We start from the raw sequence: 18009 nt of genomic DNA, 5'->3' as shown, positions 1-18009 counted from the left end.
TATATTCCAATAAAGGATATGAAATAGTTAAACGCTATAGGGTTTATATCTTTAGCATAAGTAAGACTTTTACTAATAAAAAAATAAATGTATTTTGTGCTTGCGATAAATGCATAACCAAAAAACATACACACAAATCAAAGGAAACCATCTAGACTATGAAAATAAACCAGATACTTGCAATTGGATTCATGACGCTAGCATTTGCATGCGGAAAGAGTAAGAAAGAAGTTGAAAAAGAACAGGCCAAAATTGAACTGGAACAAAAAAGATTGGCAGAACAACAGGAAATAGAGAGAATCCACATGGAAAAAATTGAAGTTGGAAAATCCAAACTGCGAATGGACTTGACCAATGAACTAGAAAGGCTTAAAAAATTGCTAGACCAGGAAAATCAAAAAATGGAAGAGATTGACAGATTTCAGATAGGTCGATCAAGCTCGACAAAAGAAAAGCAGCTCAATGATCAAAGCACTAAAATTAGGAATTTAACTGATTATATATCAAAATTAGAAAACGAGGTTTCTCTAATTAATTTAAGGGAAACCTTTGATTTTCAAAACACCCCGGAAGGAGTAATAAACTATTTGTTTGAATCTGCGAAAAATCATGATTTCGGCAAATTGAGATATTTGTGTGATCCTTACGGAGAAAACGATGGAGATGTACGAGGAATTTGTCTGGTGGAAATGCAACCAAAGGAAATGCAGAATAAATTTGCCGAAAGTTTTAAGAATGGAAGAATCATGGGAGAAGCAAAAATTGAGAACGAAACTGCAAAAATTGAAATCGCTTTTGGGCCTGATTCCGACAAACTTGAAACCGTAGGGCTAGTAAAGAGACTTGATAAGTGGTACCTCTCAGGGCTTTAAATACTAATCATTTTCGGTTTACTATACCTCAATTAAAAATATGCCTGTACGAACAGAAAAAATATTTGGCGATGTCACTCCAAAATCCGTTGAAGAGATACTCTTGAAGGAATTACCAAAAAATTCATGGCTGATTGATGAAAAAATTAAATTCGTTAAGCAACTAAATAACTACATCTCGATTATTGATGACCTAGAAAACGTAAAGGATCTTATTCAGGAACTTGTGGTTATCCGCGAGAAAGAGGTAAAAGCAAATAAAGAGGAAAAGAGACTGATTAAGAGAGCACTTTTTATAACCGCTATTATCAACTATGCTCGATGCTTTAATAGTACTAAAAAGGACGGAAGAAATTCTATTGACATCAAACTCATCAGAAAAGATTTTCCAAAGTACAATGATATAGAAGTTGCCGATTTATTACGATTTCATAAGTACATTATGGGATTAAGAAATACCTTCATTGCACACGCGGATAGGAATATTTATGAAACCGATAGGGCTCATATTGAATTTGAATATGATGGAACAACCCTGAATTCCACCTTCAGTCACTACTCTATCAAAGTATTTAGTTTCGATGAAGTCCAACTGAAGAACTTTTTTATTTTAACCAATTTACTCCTCATAAAGGTTGAAGAAAAAAAGCGTGCTTTGGTTGACAAGGTAAAAAACGAGGTCGGTAATCGAAAGTTATTGGAGATTGGTTTGAAACTATCGAAAAAAACCTGAATCTTCCTCTACGTCTAAAATCTGGATTCTCTTTTATTTTGAGTAAAGTAAATCATGAAAGGAATTTGTGCATTATATGGAAATGAGACAGATTTGATGGAAAGCCACATTTTTCCAAAATTTGTCATCAAGCATACCAAGAAAACGGGGTCAAAATTTTTGAGAAAATTGGTTGAACCCAATAAACGGGAACAAGATGGAATTAAACATCATTTGCTAAGTTTTAAAGCAGAGCAAGATTTTGCAGTTCGCGAAAAATGGTTCGCCGAGAAAATTTTTCATCCTTTCTTGGAAGGTACTACAGAACTAGAATACAACGAAAATCTCTACTATTTCTCAATTTCGTTTCTATGGCGAATACTATTGTCCGAATTCAGAACGACGGAAAATATAAAGAAACGATGGTATTTTGAACTACTTCAAGAGGTAGAAGAGGAATGGAAGTTTTATTTGCGGACAGACACTATTCCCGGAAAGTTTCACAACGTAAACCTATTTTTGACGGATAGGATAAAATCACATTCAACAGATTTAAAGGGAGTCGACTTTTACTTCACTAGAGCGTTAGACGGAACAATTGTAAGTGGCCCATCTAAAGAGTATGTAATAGTATATGGAAAGTTCAACCGCTTTGTCTTTTGGAGTGTCATCAAAAGCCCTGGATATCTGGATGAACTTTATGATGTTGAAATTCATCCAAAAGGGGGGAGTATTGAAATCCCCCAGAGGTTAGAATATGAACCGATAACAACTTTTATGACCAATCGAATTAAAAAAATAGCAGAGTTTCCACTTCCAAGCGAAGCTCAACAAGATAGAATTGTAGAAGAAATAATGAAAGATCCTGAAAGTTTCTGGAAATCTGATATTGGACGATCTATGTATAATGATAGGTTCAATCTAGAGAAATAATTTGTGATGATAGAAACCTACTTAAACCTAACTGTAAATCGAAAAACTGATATTGAACTTATTCAAGGATTATTAAGGGAACATGAAATTAAAGCACCCATTGTCATCGTAGAATTCGAGGATAGGTATGAGATTAATTTCACAAGTGAATATGAGCAATGGGAATTGGAATCAGAAATACTTAAAGCTTTTCCTGAATATGAGTTTACCCAAAGTTTAGGAAAAGGCCGCAAAGAAATACGAATAGAATTTTCAAGACAACAATCAAGTTTATCTTCTGATAATTGGGGCCGACCCTTGGAAAATCCAATAGATGAAACGAAGTACTTGGTTAAAAGGTCTCAGCAAAAGATTATAAAATTTAGCCCTCAAGTAAAAGTGCTTTTAGGTGACACTGATGAATTCTATTACATAAATATTATTGGCGGAGTGGACAAGGTGAACAATAGAACAGGCTACTTAGTACTGAATGATTTTCGAGAATTTGATAAAGACAAAGAAACGGGTTTTTTAAAAAATGAACTCTATAAAACGCCAATGGAGGCTTTTCGGGCCGGATTACGACAAATCAATTATTTGGCCGAATCGGATTTTAATGACTATTTGAAAACTAAAAAAAGACACAATAGAAAAAAGAAAAAATAAACTTCTCATAGTCCATAAAAAGCGCCCGATAGGGCGCAAGCGTTAGGGATAGCAGCGACATCGACCGCAGCTGCCTCCTTAGGGTTCGTTGCCTTGAAAAGCGACAGCGGAGCTCTTTCAAGACTTACGAAACCTTGGGGGTCCGCAAAGGCGATATAGCGGATAGCCCGGCCAACGCCCAAAAACCTATAAAGAGATGTTTGGCGTATGGGAGACTTTTTGGACGGACTTCGTTTGTGAAGTTGATTCTTCTTCTTTTTCCTCGGGTTCAACATCGTATTTATCTTCTAAGGAAAGATTGATTTCTTCCAATCGTTCTTCCATTTGTTCCAACTGTTCCGACTTGTCGAATTCCAGTTCCAACACCTTTCTATTGGCCGCTACCGCCTTGCCGAAATCGTCTTTCAGCTCCGTCTGCATATTGAGGTTCTTGGGTATCTTGGCCAAGGCATTGTGCATATATTCCGCAATACTTAGGGCATTGGCCACGATTTTCTGGGAACCATGGACGTAGCTGGCATTCGGGGTCTTGACAAACAACCGATGTTCATCGTTATCGATGACCTTGAGCCTCAGTTCGGCATCCAAGAGGGAGACTATGATATGCTCCCCGATCGTTTTTCGTTTGGATTCTAAAAGATGCTGGAGTTTTTTTCCAATGACCAGCGTTTCTGTCGAACCTTCTATTTTTAACACTCTGAGCAAACTCAAAAAATAGATGCTTTTATCAGCGAGGGATTCCCATAAGGGTAGATCGTTTTGAAGACTCGCGATGTTTTTGTCCGTTTTCAGTAGTTCGTTCTCATAGAAATGGATATTGTTCTGCGCCTCCAAACGGTTCTTTTTAAAAATGGCACGTTCGAGTTTCAGTTCGTCCAATTGTTTGCCCAACTCTTCCTTTTCCAGATACAAAGGGTCGTTCTTGGCAACGGCCAACAGGGTTTTGTAATCAATGGAGCCCTCGTCGTTGACCGGCCCCATATCCAATCTGTTGAACTGTATCGTGCCATTGGTCAGTTGTTCGATAAAATTCTTTTTGATATTGACATTGTTGAGCATCAGGGCATCGGTACAGTTCTCGACAATGTAAAACGATACCACGACTTTGTTGTCAAAATGTTTCTTGGCACCAAGGTTTCCTTTCCGCACCCCCCTTCCGTTGCGTTGGTCGATATCCGTAGGCCGGTAGGGAATATCCACATGGTGTATCCGTACCAAACGTTGCTGGATATTGGTTCCGGTCCCCAGCTTTTCCGTGGAGCCGATGATGACCCGATAGGAACCCTCGTTTACCTTTTTGAAGCATTCCAAGCGTTTTCTATCGGTCTTAAAATCATGGATGAACACTATTTCTTCTTTGGGAACACCATATTCCTCGACCAGAATACGCTTGAGCTCGTCATAGATATTGAAATGCTCCTTGGGAACCCCCAAATCAGAAAAAATGGCCTGTGTACCCTTAAAAGCATTGGTTTCGACATACGTTTTATAGATTTCAGAGGCAATGGTCCGCAATTTGGCCTCCCCGGGGTCGTCCAATTCTTGGTTCAACAATCTCGGATCGATGGAGGCATTTCGCATATGATGGAGCGCGATCAGTGACAAAGCGCTTTTTTGTTCTTCGGTATATTGCTTTCCGCCGTACAACAAGCTACTATCCCCTCTTTGCAGGAACTCCTTTATCCTGTCAAAATACGCCAATTGGGCGGGAGTAGGTTTTAACGTATGGACATCGAGCTGCATTTTTGGCCTATCGATTTGGTGGGTGGTGCCGTTGACGATAATCGAAATCTCGTTGTAGAGCGAGGACAACAATTTCATTTTCTTGAAGGAACGGAAACGCTCACGAACCTTATAATCGCCCGAAACGGTAGGTTCAAATTCATAGGATTTGTTGGCGAACACCTGTGCCCATTGGTCAAAGGAGGTAATGTTCATCTCCTGCATGCGATGGGGAATAAGGTATTTGAACAGTACATAGACCTCGGTAATCGAATTGGAAATGGCCGTACCCGATAGAAAAGTGGTCTGAAAGTCCCTTTCTTTTGCCTTTTGAAGGGTTCGAATGGCGACCAACAGGTTTTTGCTGCGCTGCGAACCCTTGTTGGTATTCAGCCCGGCAACCCTACTGTGCCGTGTGGTGTACATGAGGTTCTTGAACTTATGGGATTCGTCCACCATGATATGCCCAAAGCCCATTTGGTCAAAATTGATGACCTCGCTCTGTTTCTGTTGCATCTGGAAATACACCTCGTCCAAAGTGGCCTTCAAATTCTCGCGCCGTTGCTGTAGCCCTTTGAGTACCCTTTTGCTGATGGAATACTTATCCTCATGGATGACATTCAGGTCGCGTTCCAGGTTCACCAGTTCCTCGCTGATGATGTCGTGGATGACCTTTGGGGACTGCGGAATGAACTTAAAGGTATCATGGCTCATCAATACCACATCGCAATCGGTACTTGCGATCTTGGCAAAAAAAGCATTGCGATTGGCGAGGCCACTGACCACCTTGTCATGGGCGACCAATAATTTCATGTTCGGAAAGGCATTGAGCAGTTCGTTCCTCAACTGCACTATTGTGGAGCGCAGCCCGATAACCAAGGTTTTCTTCGAAAGGTCGAGTTCCTTTAACTTGTATGAGGCCAAGGCCATGTCCAAGGTCTTCCCGAAACCCACCTCTTTATTGACCAACAACCCTTGGTTGATGATGATGCCCGCCACGGTATCTTTTTGGCTGGGGTATGGGGTAAACTGTTGCAACCCCTCGAATTTGAGATAGCTGCCATCATATTTGGGATGTACCTTGGCGTCGTACATTTTATAAAAGATAAATTCCAGTTCTTTCCTCAGATCGGGCTTCCCCATGATGTAGTTGTGAAAATCCTTATAAAGGATTTCAAATTTGATCCGGATTTCCTGCATCCTAGCCTTATCCGTTTTCTTGTTCCCCTTTGGCCCTTTCGATATATAGGGAATGGTTGAGTTCAGGGCACCTTCCAAAATATCTGTAAAATAATAGCTCCGGTTCTCGCTCCGGACATAAAACTTCCTGACTTCCTGATATTCGTAGGTCTCGATCTTGACCATGTATTTGGATGTACTCTCGTTATAGGCAATGTGCGCCAAGGTCTGGTAGGTGTCGTAGAGAAAGGCCTGGGTAATTTCCAACGGAAACCACGGTTCGTGCAGTTTGATGTCGAGATCTTCAAAGGGCGTGATGGGCGGTTTTACCCCTTCCAAGGTCAATAGGGATCTGTCGATGTAATTCTTATCGACATAGGATTGGTACGGGCCAAAATCGTTCCTTCGGTAAAAATTGATTTTTTCGTAGATGGTTCCCGATAAAAAAAGGAATTTTGGAGCCAAAACGACCCTTTTCCCTTCCGGGTTCAGAAACAATAATTGCCGTTCCAGGGCATCCTTGATGAGCGATTCCTTGGTTTCCCCGGTCATTTGGGCCAAGACATCCGCATCGATGCCGTTGTATTTGTTCAACGAAAAATAGAGGGCATCCTCCAACGACAGCTTTTCAGGGGTTTTGGCCATCCCGCTCCAAGGATTGACCAAAATATCGGCCTTTAAGAAAGTGCCGTTTTCAGGTCTTTCCAAGGCCAGGAGCATCGGTCCCTGAATATCCAAGGTTACAAAGGGGTAGTTGGCCTTGTCGTGCAGTTTCCCGTACTGAAAGTCGAACAGGTCGTATTGATAGTTCAGGCTGTCCAAAGTCCGTTGCCCCTTACTCCTGTCAGTATCCAATAATTCAAGATAGGTGTCGCGCAAGCCCAATATCTTGGAAAGCCTGTCGAATTCCTTGGGTTTGACGGTCAATACTTCCAACGTTCCGTTTTCAAGGATTTTGGCGATTTTCTGTTCCCTGATGACCAGATTACCGGCCTTTAGGATGCCTTTATACTGCAACTGCGGAATGGGTGCCAAAGGTTCCTTGGGGCTAAATTCAATCGGCTTTTTTTCTATTGTCCTAGTTTTATGGGCCAGTCCAAGATTGCTCAACTTCTTGGTTATGGCGAGTTGCAGGCCTTCTAGATCGATCGCGTTTTGCACGGTGTAATCGGTTTGGTCGTACATTCCGCCTTCAGCTATTTCGCCCAAGACCCGATCCCCGTATATCGAGAAATAGGAACTGAACTGGACCGTGTTCTCGCCCACCACCTGTTCTATGGTATCGGAAAACAGCGCATTGATCTTCTGTTGTTCGGCAGTTGATTCTATCCCCTGATTGTTCTGAAATACCAAAATATCGGTGACCACGGCAGTATTTTCCTGCGCAAAGGCCGTATCGGGCAGGCGGACACCGCCCAAAAAATTATTGGTGTCCATCAAGTGCTTCCGAATGGGCGCATATTGGGCCTTGTCCAAAAAATTCTTGGTACATATCAAAACGGAACCCCCAGCGGGTTTTAGACAGGACAATCCCTTGTACACAAAATAGGAATGGATGTTCTTGGAAATCCGGGCCTGTAATGGATGGCCATTTAACGCGGTATCGAAAATCTTGCTCGCCCCAAAGGGAATGTTGCCGACCACAAGGTCATACTTTCTACCGGCATCGGTCTGTGCCATATTTTCGAAGGGAACCCCAAAAATCTGGACATTGGTGTTCGGTTTGAAATTGTGTTCCAAAATACGGGTGGTCAGGATTTCCTTTTCGAAAGCGGTGTATCGTGCCGCAGGAAACTGCTTCAATAATTCCCGGATGAAAAGCCCGTTGCCCGCGCTCGGTTCCAAAACGGTCTCTGGTTTAAAACCCTGCAAACCATTCAAGAACGAACCGATGGACCGTATAATGGGAACAGGTGTAAAATAGGAATTGAGGGAACTTTTTTCCAAGCTTGCCAGAACGGTCGGGGCATATTCCTGCCCGAAATAACGTTCCAACCGTTCCAAAAAAACGGATCGATATTCCTCATTCTTGAGGATGTCGTAAATATTGCCAAAACCAAGGTTGTTAATAAATAGATGCGGATCCGATTCTGGCGCGTGGAGGGCGTCCAAGGTTCTGACCAAATGGTCGAGGTACCTTTTCTTTGAGTATTTCATGAGTGAGTGAGTTAAGGAATTTGATTGGATGCTTATGCTACATAGTCAGACCTTTATTTTTATCTGGATTAATTTGTTTACGGACTTCCCGCAAATCATATTTTGAAAGTGTAAAACCTAAATTCGTCAAAAGGGCATCGTTGAATTTACGCTTGGCAAACTCGGACCAACCAAGAATTCCATTGTGTTCTATTTCATTTTCATGGTAATATTCTTGGGCAAGATTGATTTTGCATTCTTCTACCATACATTTTCTTGAGTATCTGAGCCTTTCACAAATCCACTCGTAATTGAAATACAGTAGGTTTTGGTGCATATCCCGATTTGCCATATAGTTATCCGATACCAAATGGCCCGTTTCTTTTTCGTACATCCTCATACTTCCATTGTCATCACATTCGCTGTCGCCGATATAGTAAATGAACGAATTTGTTACCATGGCCATTTTAAAAACGTGTCCGTCGATTTTTTTGTACTTATTTTCCATTTTAGGATGGTTTCATTTGCACAGTCTGTACAGCTAGATTATTTTTTAGTTTTACCAAGGCAATTGGAAAATTTTTGCTGTGCGAGTAATGCCGATCGATATGCCGCAGTACGGAACCGACAATGGGTCTAAAGTTCATTTCCTCTTGATTTTTCTCGCCTTCCGCAAAACGCCATTCCCCCGTACCGTAATGCTTTTTGAGGAACGCCGTTCTTTCATTGTTTTTTAGCACAATGGCATCTTTTTCGACCACAAAATTCTTTTTGATAATGACCTCTTTCGAGAGGTACAGTCTTTCTTGGGCAGAAATTTCCTTGGATTGCATGAGTTTTTTATAAGTTTCCCATTGCAATCGTGAATGTCCGTTAACTTCCTCATTGCGCCGAACATAAAGGATGCCTTTGTGGATACCAAGTTGTAGACCGTGCTTTAGATAGGCTATGAGTTCTATCTTGCTGTCCAGAAAGCGTTCCTTGAATTCCTGCATGCCGAAATAGAGGGATTCGGATTTTGGTGCCGTCTCCAGAAAGGACTGAAACACCAAGTAGCGCTCCGTAGCTTCCGTAAGGGTCATGATATTGTATTTTCCTTCGAATTCCGAAAGATGGAACTGTTTGCCTACATATTGTATGGGATCGGATACCACCTGCTCGCTTGGTAGTAAAATCGATTCCTTGAAATAGGGATTGCTTTGGAAGGTCAGTTGGACGGCATCATTATAAAATGCTGCAATACTTCTGTTATCCTTTCTTTCGTTTTGCAATCGGTCGGCCCCATAAAAGGAATGCTCAAATCGAAGCGAACTTTTTTCTACCGGATGTAAGGCCGAAACCGATTGACGCAAGCTTCGAACGTCATAGGTTTTCCATAAAGGAATATTACCGTGGGTAGTGCTGGCCATAAAAAAGGTTTGGGTATTGAACTGAAACCCGAATTTTATCGTGCATAAAAGCGAATCGCTTTCCAAAATCCTAAAATTCCCGATAGGAACGATTTTATGGTCGTGGTTTACCAGTAGTTCCTTTTCCTTGCCTTGGGCCAATAGCTTTTTAAGGTTTCCATCGATATAGCCCTTTTTGGCAAGGTTTAGCCGTTTGATATAATCGAGCTTTTTAAGGTCTTTGACTTCATCAGTGGTTATCGGGTCATATTCCAGCTTACCAAAAGCCCTAAAATCTATATCTTTCGACATTTGACTGTAATTATTGACAGTATGGTACAAGCGCCTTGCAAAGCGTGCAGCTCTTTTCCAAATTGGGATTTTATTCTCCATGAGTATTGGGTTTAATATCCATGACTTCGGCATAGATAGTTTTCTTCAGGTTAAAGGATGGCCTTGGATCGATTTTGACTTCATTCTTCCAAACTTCGTAATGCAGATGAAATCCCGTGGAACTACCCGAACTACCAACCGTTGCTATAAGCTCATGTTGGTCAATAGTCTGTCCTTTGGCGACCAATACCTTTTCCAAATGTCCGTAGAGGGTCTTAAAACCGAACCGGTGCCTGATGATAATATGGATGCCATAACCATTTTCTGAATAAATGACCTCGGACACGGTTCCCGCGGCCGATGCATATATAGGCTTGCCTGATGGAGCGGCCAGATCGATACCAAAATGGGTTTTCGTTTTTTTGGAAATGGGATGGGTACGCATGCCGTACCTACTTGACAATGAATAATTGCCCTTTTCCAAGGGAACACACGAGGGAAACTGGTGCAGGAGTTCCGGTCGGTATGTCAAATACGTTTCCAAAGCAGCTATATAGGAGTAATCCGGAATTTGATACAGGTACTTGGCAATCCGTTCTTCAATTGCCAATAACAAATGTTCCCGTTCCTTATCCAAAATGGTACTATCAAAGCGGTCGGTTTTAAAATTGTCCTTTAGCCGCTCCCCGTAATTTTCCATGGCAACGGTTGTTTCCCGAAGTTTTGAATCCGAAAAACCGAAACTATTTCCGATGACATAGAAAAGACAAAGAAGTATCAGAAAGAGCACGTGGGCCAGTTCCTTTCGACCCATACCGCTGATATAGCAATGTCCAACTATTCGCAATTTTTTCCCTAATAAATTTGCAGATTCAAAAAAATTCATATATTTGCTTTATATACAAATTTATAAATTATTTGCAAATAAGCAAGAAATGGTAAAAAATTGGCTAACAGAAGACCATCGCATCGACCTCCCGAAGCTTTTTAAGCATCTTGGCTTTCGAGCGGTACAACGGGAAAGAACACATTATCTATACAAAGGTAACGGCGCGCAATACGTTATCCTCAACACCGAAAAGGGCTATCTGTACTATAAAATAGAACGCCCGGATGAAAAACTATCGGCCTCGGATCTGATTACCGAACATGTATCGAAAACCGAGGGAATGGACAAAGAAATGCTCTGGGACAAAGTGGACACCTATTATAGAGAGGTGTTACGGACAGAAAGTTTATTGGTTAGCGACAATACGGAAAGCACCGTTGAAACAGTAACAAAAGATTTCAACCATTTTCTTGGTTATGCCTTACCCTTGGATAAAAACACCGATGGACTCTACAAAAATTTGGACGATATGGCACCTTTTGAGGGGCGCATCTTCAAAAATAAGGAAGACGAAGTCCTATTTCCACTGTTCAATATCCAGAACGAGGTCTGTGGGTATTTTACGGATACCGAGCAAGAGGTGCTCCCTTATAAGGAATCGGCCATCAAACATTCGTTGTGGTATTCCAATATTCCCAAAAAAATCGATGGACTGTTCCTTTTTAAAGATCCTAAAGAGGCGTTGGCGTTCCATAGAAAATTCCAGTTTAAAAACGTCGTATATCTCGCTTTGGGGGCTATCAATGCCCAAACGACACGAATTCTTTTTCAAATCCAGCGTTTGACCAAGGTGGATAAGCTTTTTTTGAGCTTTACAGGCTATAAAAAACTGGAGGGGTATTTACGCGACCTGCATTTTATATCCTATGTGGAGGATTCGGATTTTAAACTGCATTTGACCGATAGGGATATGGTAATCGATTTCCCAATGGGAAACGAGAAATCCTTTTCCCGATTTTATGAGCATACGCGGCGGTTCAATACCGAACTTGCCCAGAGTTTTCTGAAATACAATAAGATCATCGACCAGAACCGATTGAACCGATATAGCATCATGGTATCCAAGGACGGGGAGCAGATCAAAGTGCGCCTGCCTTTGGAGACCAATGCCATAAGGTTATTGGTTTGGTCGTACTATAAAAATTATTTGGACAAGACCATCGAAATCTTAAAACCGACATCCCACAATTGGTATTCGGAATGGGAATTGGCAGAAAGCCAAACCAAAAAAAGGAAGGAGGTGCAGTGGAAAGAGTATAGAATCGCACTATAAAATGGAAAAAGGACGCTCCCGCCCTCTTTCCTTCAAATTCCGTAACTCACAAATCACTCCTGATTTGCAGTTATGTACTCAAAAGTAACAAATTCAAATTTCGTAACAATTAAAAATCACTCAAAAATGGAAAAACAAGCAGAAAAACAAATCGAAAAAGTCTTCGTCAACGTAAGCCAGGTCTGGTTTAAGGGCGAAGCCATTTCCAAGGATCAGGACACCTATAAGGTCAAAACCGATGATGGCAGAACCTTTACAATGCCCAAGATGAACGAGGAAGGTGGAAAAAACGAGGACATACAGATCCGGGAAAACTTGGACCATCAATTTGGTAAGGAAGACGTAAAAAGGCGTTTGGAAGGAGCCTATATCAGTTTTCAAAAGTTGGACGATAATGTTCAGGAATCCCTTTTGGAAGGCAAGGAGCGTTTGATCAAGACCACCTATATCAGTGATGGACAGTTGAAAAGTTCTGTCAAAATGGTGCAAATGGTCTATAATCCCAATACTGGTTCCAAATTGGACGTACAGATCAGACGTAACGAACAGATCAAATTGGAAGATGCGAATGCCTACCAATATCAATTTACCAAGGAGGAATACAATGCCATGGTTAAAGAAGGCAAAACCATTCAATTTACCGGTACTTCCTTGAACGGGGACACCTTCCAAAAACTGGCCTACTATGAGCCAAGACTGAACGATATCCGTACAAAACCGGCAGTTTCCGCCAATATGTACGTACTCGGGCAACAATTGACCAAGGAGCAGGCCGACACCATGAACAAAGGGGAAGAAGTCAAAATCACTATCCGTAAGACCAAAAAAGGGCCTTTGACCTATATGGTCAGATGGAGTGCGAAAGGGCAACGTTTTCTCTACAGGGATTTGGAGAAAGCGAAACTCAAGGATATGGAGGTCAAAGCGGGGACAACCCTTGACAGCGAAAAAAAAAAGAAACAGCCTAGCAACGCCATGAGCCTATAGTTCCTTTTTTTAATTAACTCAATGCAAAGGCCGATATGCTTGGCGTGTCGGCCATTTTAAACCCTTCCCATGAAAAGTCCGAACTATAGGGATGATCCCGAACATTATAAACGGTCGATCGCCAAGATCAATGAAGAGGTCAATTTTCCCATGTACCTGCACCAAAACGGTTATCAACTCATAACCAAAAGTGCCGGTTCCATGGAGTTTCAAAATGACGAAGACCGGATCGTACTGCAAACCAAAAGAAATCCCGTTACCTATTTCAACCGGAACGATTCCTGTGACAATGGATTGTTCTTTAAATACCTGATGCAACGCAGCGAAAATTTTTATAAAGCCGTGCAGGCGGGGCTGGAAATCGCCGCTAGAGCCTATGGCCTGGAACATACCGCTTTGCGGGCCAATAAACCGAACACCTTTGTGAAATCCTTGGAAGACAACTACAATATTGTGCCCTTGCGGAATTCCCAATATTTGAGGGTACAGCGAAGTATTTCCAGAAAAACGCTAAACACCGAAGCATTCAAGGGGCGAATTTTTAACGCCTATCACATTCGGGACAATGGCGGAAAAATCGCCAATATTGCCTTTCCGAAATACGATTTGGAAGGAAACGCAAAAAACTACATCCTCTACAACAGACCCTACCGAAGTAAAAAAGACAATGAAATCAAAAAGTTTCGATTGGTACTGAACCAGAAAGACCATTTTTTGTTTCATTCCAAGCCTATTGACCGACCTGCTCGCATACTATTCGGGGAAAGTGGTATCGACCTGCTGTCCTATCACGAGCTTTACGGAAAACCCGATAATTTTTACGTGTCCTTTGGGGGAAATGTGTACCAAGAAAAATTGCAGTTCTTCGTTCAACTGATCGAACCAATACTGCAAACCAAGAAAACAGAACTGATATCCATCACGGACAACGACCTCAAAGGCCATGAGTTCGACCTAAAGATCTTTACTGCGGTCATCAATCGGTACAATCCGAACATCTATATAGAAACCGCATTTCGGTATGGCACAGTGAGTATGGGCATTCATTATACCGAAAAAGTCAGGGGGCAATTGTCCCATCATACGACTATTCTAAACGAAAAATTGACTTGCGATATAGAAAAGGACTATTTGGTTTTTGACCTTGTACGCTGTGTCGGGTTCTCGGGCAAGATCCTTTTGGAGTTCTCCCTGAACGAAGTAGTCAACACGCCACATATCGAACTAAAGCAAAACGTGTTCAAAACCTTGCTGAATACGGTTAATGCGCTATATCTGCCTTTTCAGACCGACCTCCACAAATCGCAGGGAAAAGACTGGAACGATGACCTTCGCGCTTCCAAAAGCATAACCTACCTAAAAATGGACGCAGTTGTTCCAAATGTTATCGCAGTTGGGGATAAAATCGAACTGCATACGACCAAAGGCCCTGAAGGTGGCACTAACCAAGGTTTAGTAAAATCCATAAAGAAAAATAGTGTGGTATGCGACTTTGGCTTGAACTATACCTACGCCATTCCATATTCTGCCATACACTCCCATTTTAAGAAAAGTGCTGCCCAGGTTATCGAACAAGGCAGCGAAAAATCAAAAATGAATTCAAAAAACAATACCTTACAAAACAATTTGTCATGAAGACCATGGAACCATTATCCGAAGAATTAAAGGACAACCAATACTACGTTTCCCTTTTGAACGCACTTATCGAGGAAAACGATATGGAACTAAAGCACCGTTTGCAAAAAGCGGATACCTATGCTCGGTTCATCAATGAACAGGCCGGTCTTTTAATGGACAAGACTATCGATTATATCGAAAAAAAGGAGGTCGAATTCCCTATTGCCTCCTCAATTGTGGTCGAACAATGGAAGGTGCGGATGTTCCAATAATACCGGAACAAGCTTTCCAATTCCAAGGTTTCGTCATGAACGACAAGAATCTCGCATTTTCGGCTATGCTATTATCCGTGGCTGTCTTTACCCTTATCGGGTTTATGGCCTATTATCCTATTTTGCAATACCAGCAATGGGATTCCAAACTCTCTGAAATCGGCTTCCATTTTTTATTGCGTTTTGAGGCCTTACAACGACCCTTGCACAGCCGTGGGCTGTTGTTGATGTGCATCTTGGGCGCGGTCATGCTCTACAATCCCAGAAAAAGGGAAGGGAAGTCATTTCTTACAGGCCTCCTATATTTCGGCCTAGGTGTTCTGTTGCTATTGCTAACGGGCTATTTGGCACCGGCCAACTTGGGGCTGTTCTGGTGTTCCGCAGTTTTGTACATACTCGGGTTCATTTTCGCGGTCTCAGGCGCAGTACACCTTTTTCAGGTAATGGATTATGGTAACGAGGCCGAGGACGACCCGTTCAACGACAAGAACGAGACCTTTCGGCAGACCGAAAAACGGGTGGACACCCCATACTCCGTCAACATACCCTATGAATACCGTCATAAAGGAAAACTACGGAAGGGTTGGATCAATTTTGTAAACCTCTTTCGCGCGCTCTTGATTATCGGTACACCTGGTAGTGGCAAGTCCTTCGCCTTGATCGAGGAAATCATCGAGCAGTTTATAGAAAAGGGATTTACGCTGCTGATCTATGATTTTAAGTTCGATACCCTGAGCAAAATCGCCTATAACTATTGGATGCGAAAAAAGGAAAGACTAATGGCCGCAAAGTCAGACGAACTTATCGAACTGCCCGAATTCTATACCCTGAGCTTTGACGATATCGAAAAATCACATCGCTGCAACCCCATCGACCCCTACTTGATGCGCAACCAGACCGATGCCGCAGACGCCGCGACCATCATCATGAAGAATCTGAACAAGGACTGGATCAAGCGCAGCGATTTCTTCTCTAAAAGCGCCATCAGTTTTGTTTCGGGGCTGATATGGTACTTGAAGAAAAAATCGGAGGAATCGGGTAAAAATATCTGCACCCTGCCCCACGTGATTACCCTTTCCACGGTCAATATTGAATATTTATTGACCATTATGATGCGTGAGGTAGAGGTACGCAGCCTGATGATTCCCTTTAAGGATGCTATGGAACGACAGGCGGGCCAGCAATTGGCGGGACAGACCGCAAGTGCACAGATATCCCTATCGATGTTGGCCAACAAGGAAATCTACTATATCATGACCGGCAACGATTTTAGGTTGGACATCAATAACCCAAAGAAACCCAAGATCGTCTGTATCCAGAACAATCCTGATCGCTCGGAAATCTACGCTGCACCTATAGGTCTTTATATCAACAAAATATTACAAGTGGTCAACAAACCTGGCGGAAGGCCTTTGGGATTGATTTTGGACGAACTGCCCACCGTATTCATTATGGGATTACGAAAAATTATCGATACCGGAAGGTCGCATTATGTGGCCACCGTGCTTGGTATTCAGAGTATAACCCAATTGATTGCGGACTACGGCAGGGAACTGGCGGAAGTCATTTTCGATAACTGCTCCAATGTGTTCAGCGGTGCGGCCAAAGGGGAAACGGCTCGGCGTATCAGCGATATTTTCGGGCGTATCCATCAGGAAAAAAAGAGCAAGGCCGTTTCCAATAACGATACCACGGTCAATTTCAGCACGATACTTTCCGAATTACTGCCGAAAAGTAAGATCACAAGCATGTCCACGGGGCATTTCGGGGGCATAGTGGCGGATACCTTTGAACATCCAATCGAACAGAAATTATGTTTTGGGCTGCTCAGGCCCAACATGGCTTCAAAGAAGATTCAGGGAAAATATGAAATCCCGGACCATGCCGATTTTAGGAGCAAGAACCATAGCGAATTTGTCAAGGATCGTTTGAAATTAATGCAGACTCTTGATTTTCATGCAACCATCCAAAAAATCGATTGTAATCAATTGGACTATCTCGGTTTCTATAAGTACTACATCGACGCATTTGCCGAAAAGCACTATCCGAACAGCATAAAACGGGTGCAGTTCATCAAATTGGCACGCGAACTCAAATTGTACGACCATTTGCAGGCATTGGACGGGCATATCAATAAAAAGGAGGGAACCGAGGACACCTTGAAACTCTTCCTTGCAACATTGGTGGACAGGATGTTCGTCAATAAGGAAATCGAACGGATACTTGATGCCAATTTCCTAAAAGTCATACAGGATATTGACGGTCTGGTAACCGAGGAATATGAAATTTGCACGGGGAAAAAACCGGAATTTACTGTATTCGACAAATCAAAAACGGGCGACCAGATCGGCGAATCCTTGGAAAAGGAAGAGGAGATCGCCCAAAATTTTATGAAACATTATAAAAAACGTCCCAGTAGGGAGTTGGCGGATGCGTTCAGGAAAGCACATGAAATCCCTACATTTGAAAGGGTCTCGGCGGTTAAAGAAACAGAAGTAGTCGATAACCCCAATATTGGGGATTTAGGCGATCTATATTCAAGTTATCCCGCGGAAATGGTAGATGAACAAACACAATAACATACTATTATGAAAGATATAAATGAAATTATGAAGGCCTCTTCAGAGGATTTTAGTTACATCGGGGAACGTTTGCGCCTTATACGCGATGAACTGATCGAAAAAGATTCCGGAAACAAACGGGATAGTGAATTTTCTCGAAAAAATCTGGCCGAGCGCTTTGGTATAGACTATTATACTCTTGTCAATGTGGAACGAGGGACGTTTTCCTATACCTCCATCAAGATGGTGCTGTACTATTACACCTTGGGCTACAATCCCGCTTGGATCCTTTCGCCCGATAACGAATTTATAATGAAGCACAATGTCGGCGAAAATGTGGTATACCAGACCGATGTTCAGGAAGAATATCGTGAATTGGAATCTGATATCGTTTCGGCTTTGATGAAGTTTAAAAAGAAGCTCTGAGCCCATAATGACCCCATTGAGCCCGTTACCTATAGACTAACAAGATTGTACTTTATGAAACATT

14 protein-coding genes are annotated in these 18009 nt (G+C 42.1%); 10 read left to right on the top strand and 4 right to left on the bottom strand.

Annotation, left to right across the window (positions count from 1 at the left end):
- Window positions 1-158 precede the first annotated feature (158 nt).
- Genes ACZ41C_RS15750 through ACZ41C_RS15735 form a run of 4 tightly spaced genes read left to right on the top strand, consistent with a single transcriptional unit; the run spans window position 159 to window position 3162 of the window.
- On the top strand, window positions 159-872 hold the full coding sequence (locus ACZ41C_RS15750; protein ID WP_464562791.1) for a hypothetical protein: 714 nt from the start codon (window positions 159-161) through the stop codon (window positions 870-872).
- A gap of 40 nt (window positions 873-912) precedes the next feature.
- On the top strand, window positions 913-1605 hold the full coding sequence (locus ACZ41C_RS15745) for a hypothetical protein (RefSeq protein WP_464562789.1): 693 nt from the start codon (window positions 913-915) through the stop codon (window positions 1603-1605).
- A 54-nt stretch (window positions 1606-1659) separates the two neighbouring features.
- Entirely contained in the window at window positions 1660-2517 is an 858-nt protein-coding gene (locus ACZ41C_RS15740; RefSeq protein WP_094998902.1) for a hypothetical protein, read from the top strand.
- A 6-nt stretch (window positions 2518-2523) separates the two neighbouring features.
- Window positions 2524-3162: a hypothetical protein gene (locus tag ACZ41C_RS15735; protein ID WP_464562786.1), complete on the top strand. Its 639-nt coding sequence runs from the start codon at window positions 2524-2526 to the stop codon at window positions 3160-3162.
- A 186-nt stretch (window positions 3163-3348) separates the two neighbouring features.
- Here ACZ41C_RS15735 and ACZ41C_RS15730 read toward each other — a convergent pair whose 3' ends face one another.
- From ACZ41C_RS15730 to ACZ41C_RS15715, 4 genes are read right to left on the bottom strand one after another with little or no spacing between them, the layout of a single operon-like run.
- Window positions 3349-8220 carry an Eco57I restriction-modification methylase domain-containing protein gene (locus ACZ41C_RS15730; protein WP_464562784.1) on the bottom strand — a complete coding sequence of 1624 codons (4872 nt, stop codon included), beginning with the start codon at window positions 8218-8220 and terminating at the stop codon, window positions 3349-3351.
- A gap of 37 nt (window positions 8221-8257) precedes the next feature.
- Window positions 8258-8707 (bottom strand): hypothetical protein, encoded by a 450-nt coding sequence (locus tag ACZ41C_RS15725; protein ID WP_464562782.1) that lies wholly within the window; start codon window positions 8705-8707, stop codon window positions 8258-8260.
- A 1-nt stretch (window position 8708) separates the two neighbouring features.
- On the bottom strand, window positions 8709-9980 hold the full coding sequence (locus ACZ41C_RS15720) for a hypothetical protein (protein ID WP_464562780.1): 1272 nt from the start codon (window positions 9978-9980) through the stop codon (window positions 8709-8711).
- Window positions 9970-10806: a M23 family metallopeptidase gene (locus ACZ41C_RS15715; protein WP_464562778.1), complete on the bottom strand. Its 837-nt coding sequence runs from the start codon at window positions 10804-10806 to the stop codon at window positions 9970-9972. Before ACZ41C_RS15715 ends, ACZ41C_RS15720 begins: the two co-directional genes overlap by 11 nt.
- Before the next feature lie 49 nt (window positions 10807-10855).
- On the opposite strand from ACZ41C_RS15715, the gene ACZ41C_RS15710 reads away from it, so the two are divergent.
- The 6 genes from ACZ41C_RS15710 (at window position 10856) to ACZ41C_RS15685 (ending at window position 17945) form a co-directional block, all read left to right on the top strand.
- Complete coding sequence (locus tag ACZ41C_RS15710; protein ID WP_464562776.1) at window positions 10856-12082, top strand: hypothetical protein; 1227 nt, start codon at window positions 10856-10858, stop codon at window positions 12080-12082.
- 126 nt (window positions 12083-12208) lie between these two features.
- Entirely contained in the window at window positions 12209-13069 is an 861-nt protein-coding gene (locus tag ACZ41C_RS15705) for a hypothetical protein (protein ID WP_464562774.1), read from the top strand.
- A 69-nt stretch (window positions 13070-13138) separates the two neighbouring features.
- On the top strand, window positions 13139-14704 hold the full coding sequence (locus ACZ41C_RS15700; RefSeq protein ID WP_464562772.1) for a hypothetical protein: 1566 nt from the start codon (window positions 13139-13141) through the stop codon (window positions 14702-14704).
- Window positions 14701-14958, top strand: a complete 258-nt coding sequence (locus ACZ41C_RS15695; RefSeq protein ID WP_464562770.1) for a hypothetical protein — start codon at window positions 14701-14703, stop codon at window positions 14956-14958. The genes ACZ41C_RS15700 and ACZ41C_RS15695 overlap by 4 nt, the downstream gene beginning before the upstream one ends.
- A gap of 35 nt (window positions 14959-14993) precedes the next feature.
- Window positions 14994-17537: a type IV secretory system conjugative DNA transfer family protein gene (locus tag ACZ41C_RS15690; RefSeq protein ID WP_464562768.1), complete on the top strand. Its 2544-nt coding sequence runs from the start codon at window positions 14994-14996 to the stop codon at window positions 17535-17537.
- Window positions 17538-17546: 9 nt separating this feature from the next.
- The gene (locus tag ACZ41C_RS15685; RefSeq protein ID WP_094998913.1) at window positions 17547-17945 is read left to right on the top strand and encodes a hypothetical protein; all 399 of its coding nucleotides are present in this window, start codon (window positions 17547-17549) and stop codon (window positions 17943-17945) included.
- Window positions 17946-18009: the final 64 nt, after the last annotated feature.

It is taken from the genome of Maribacter sp. C-4077 (genome assembly GCF_055378385.1).
Note: the sequence above shows the minus strand (reverse complement) of the source record. Positions and strands in the feature narration are given on the sequence as shown.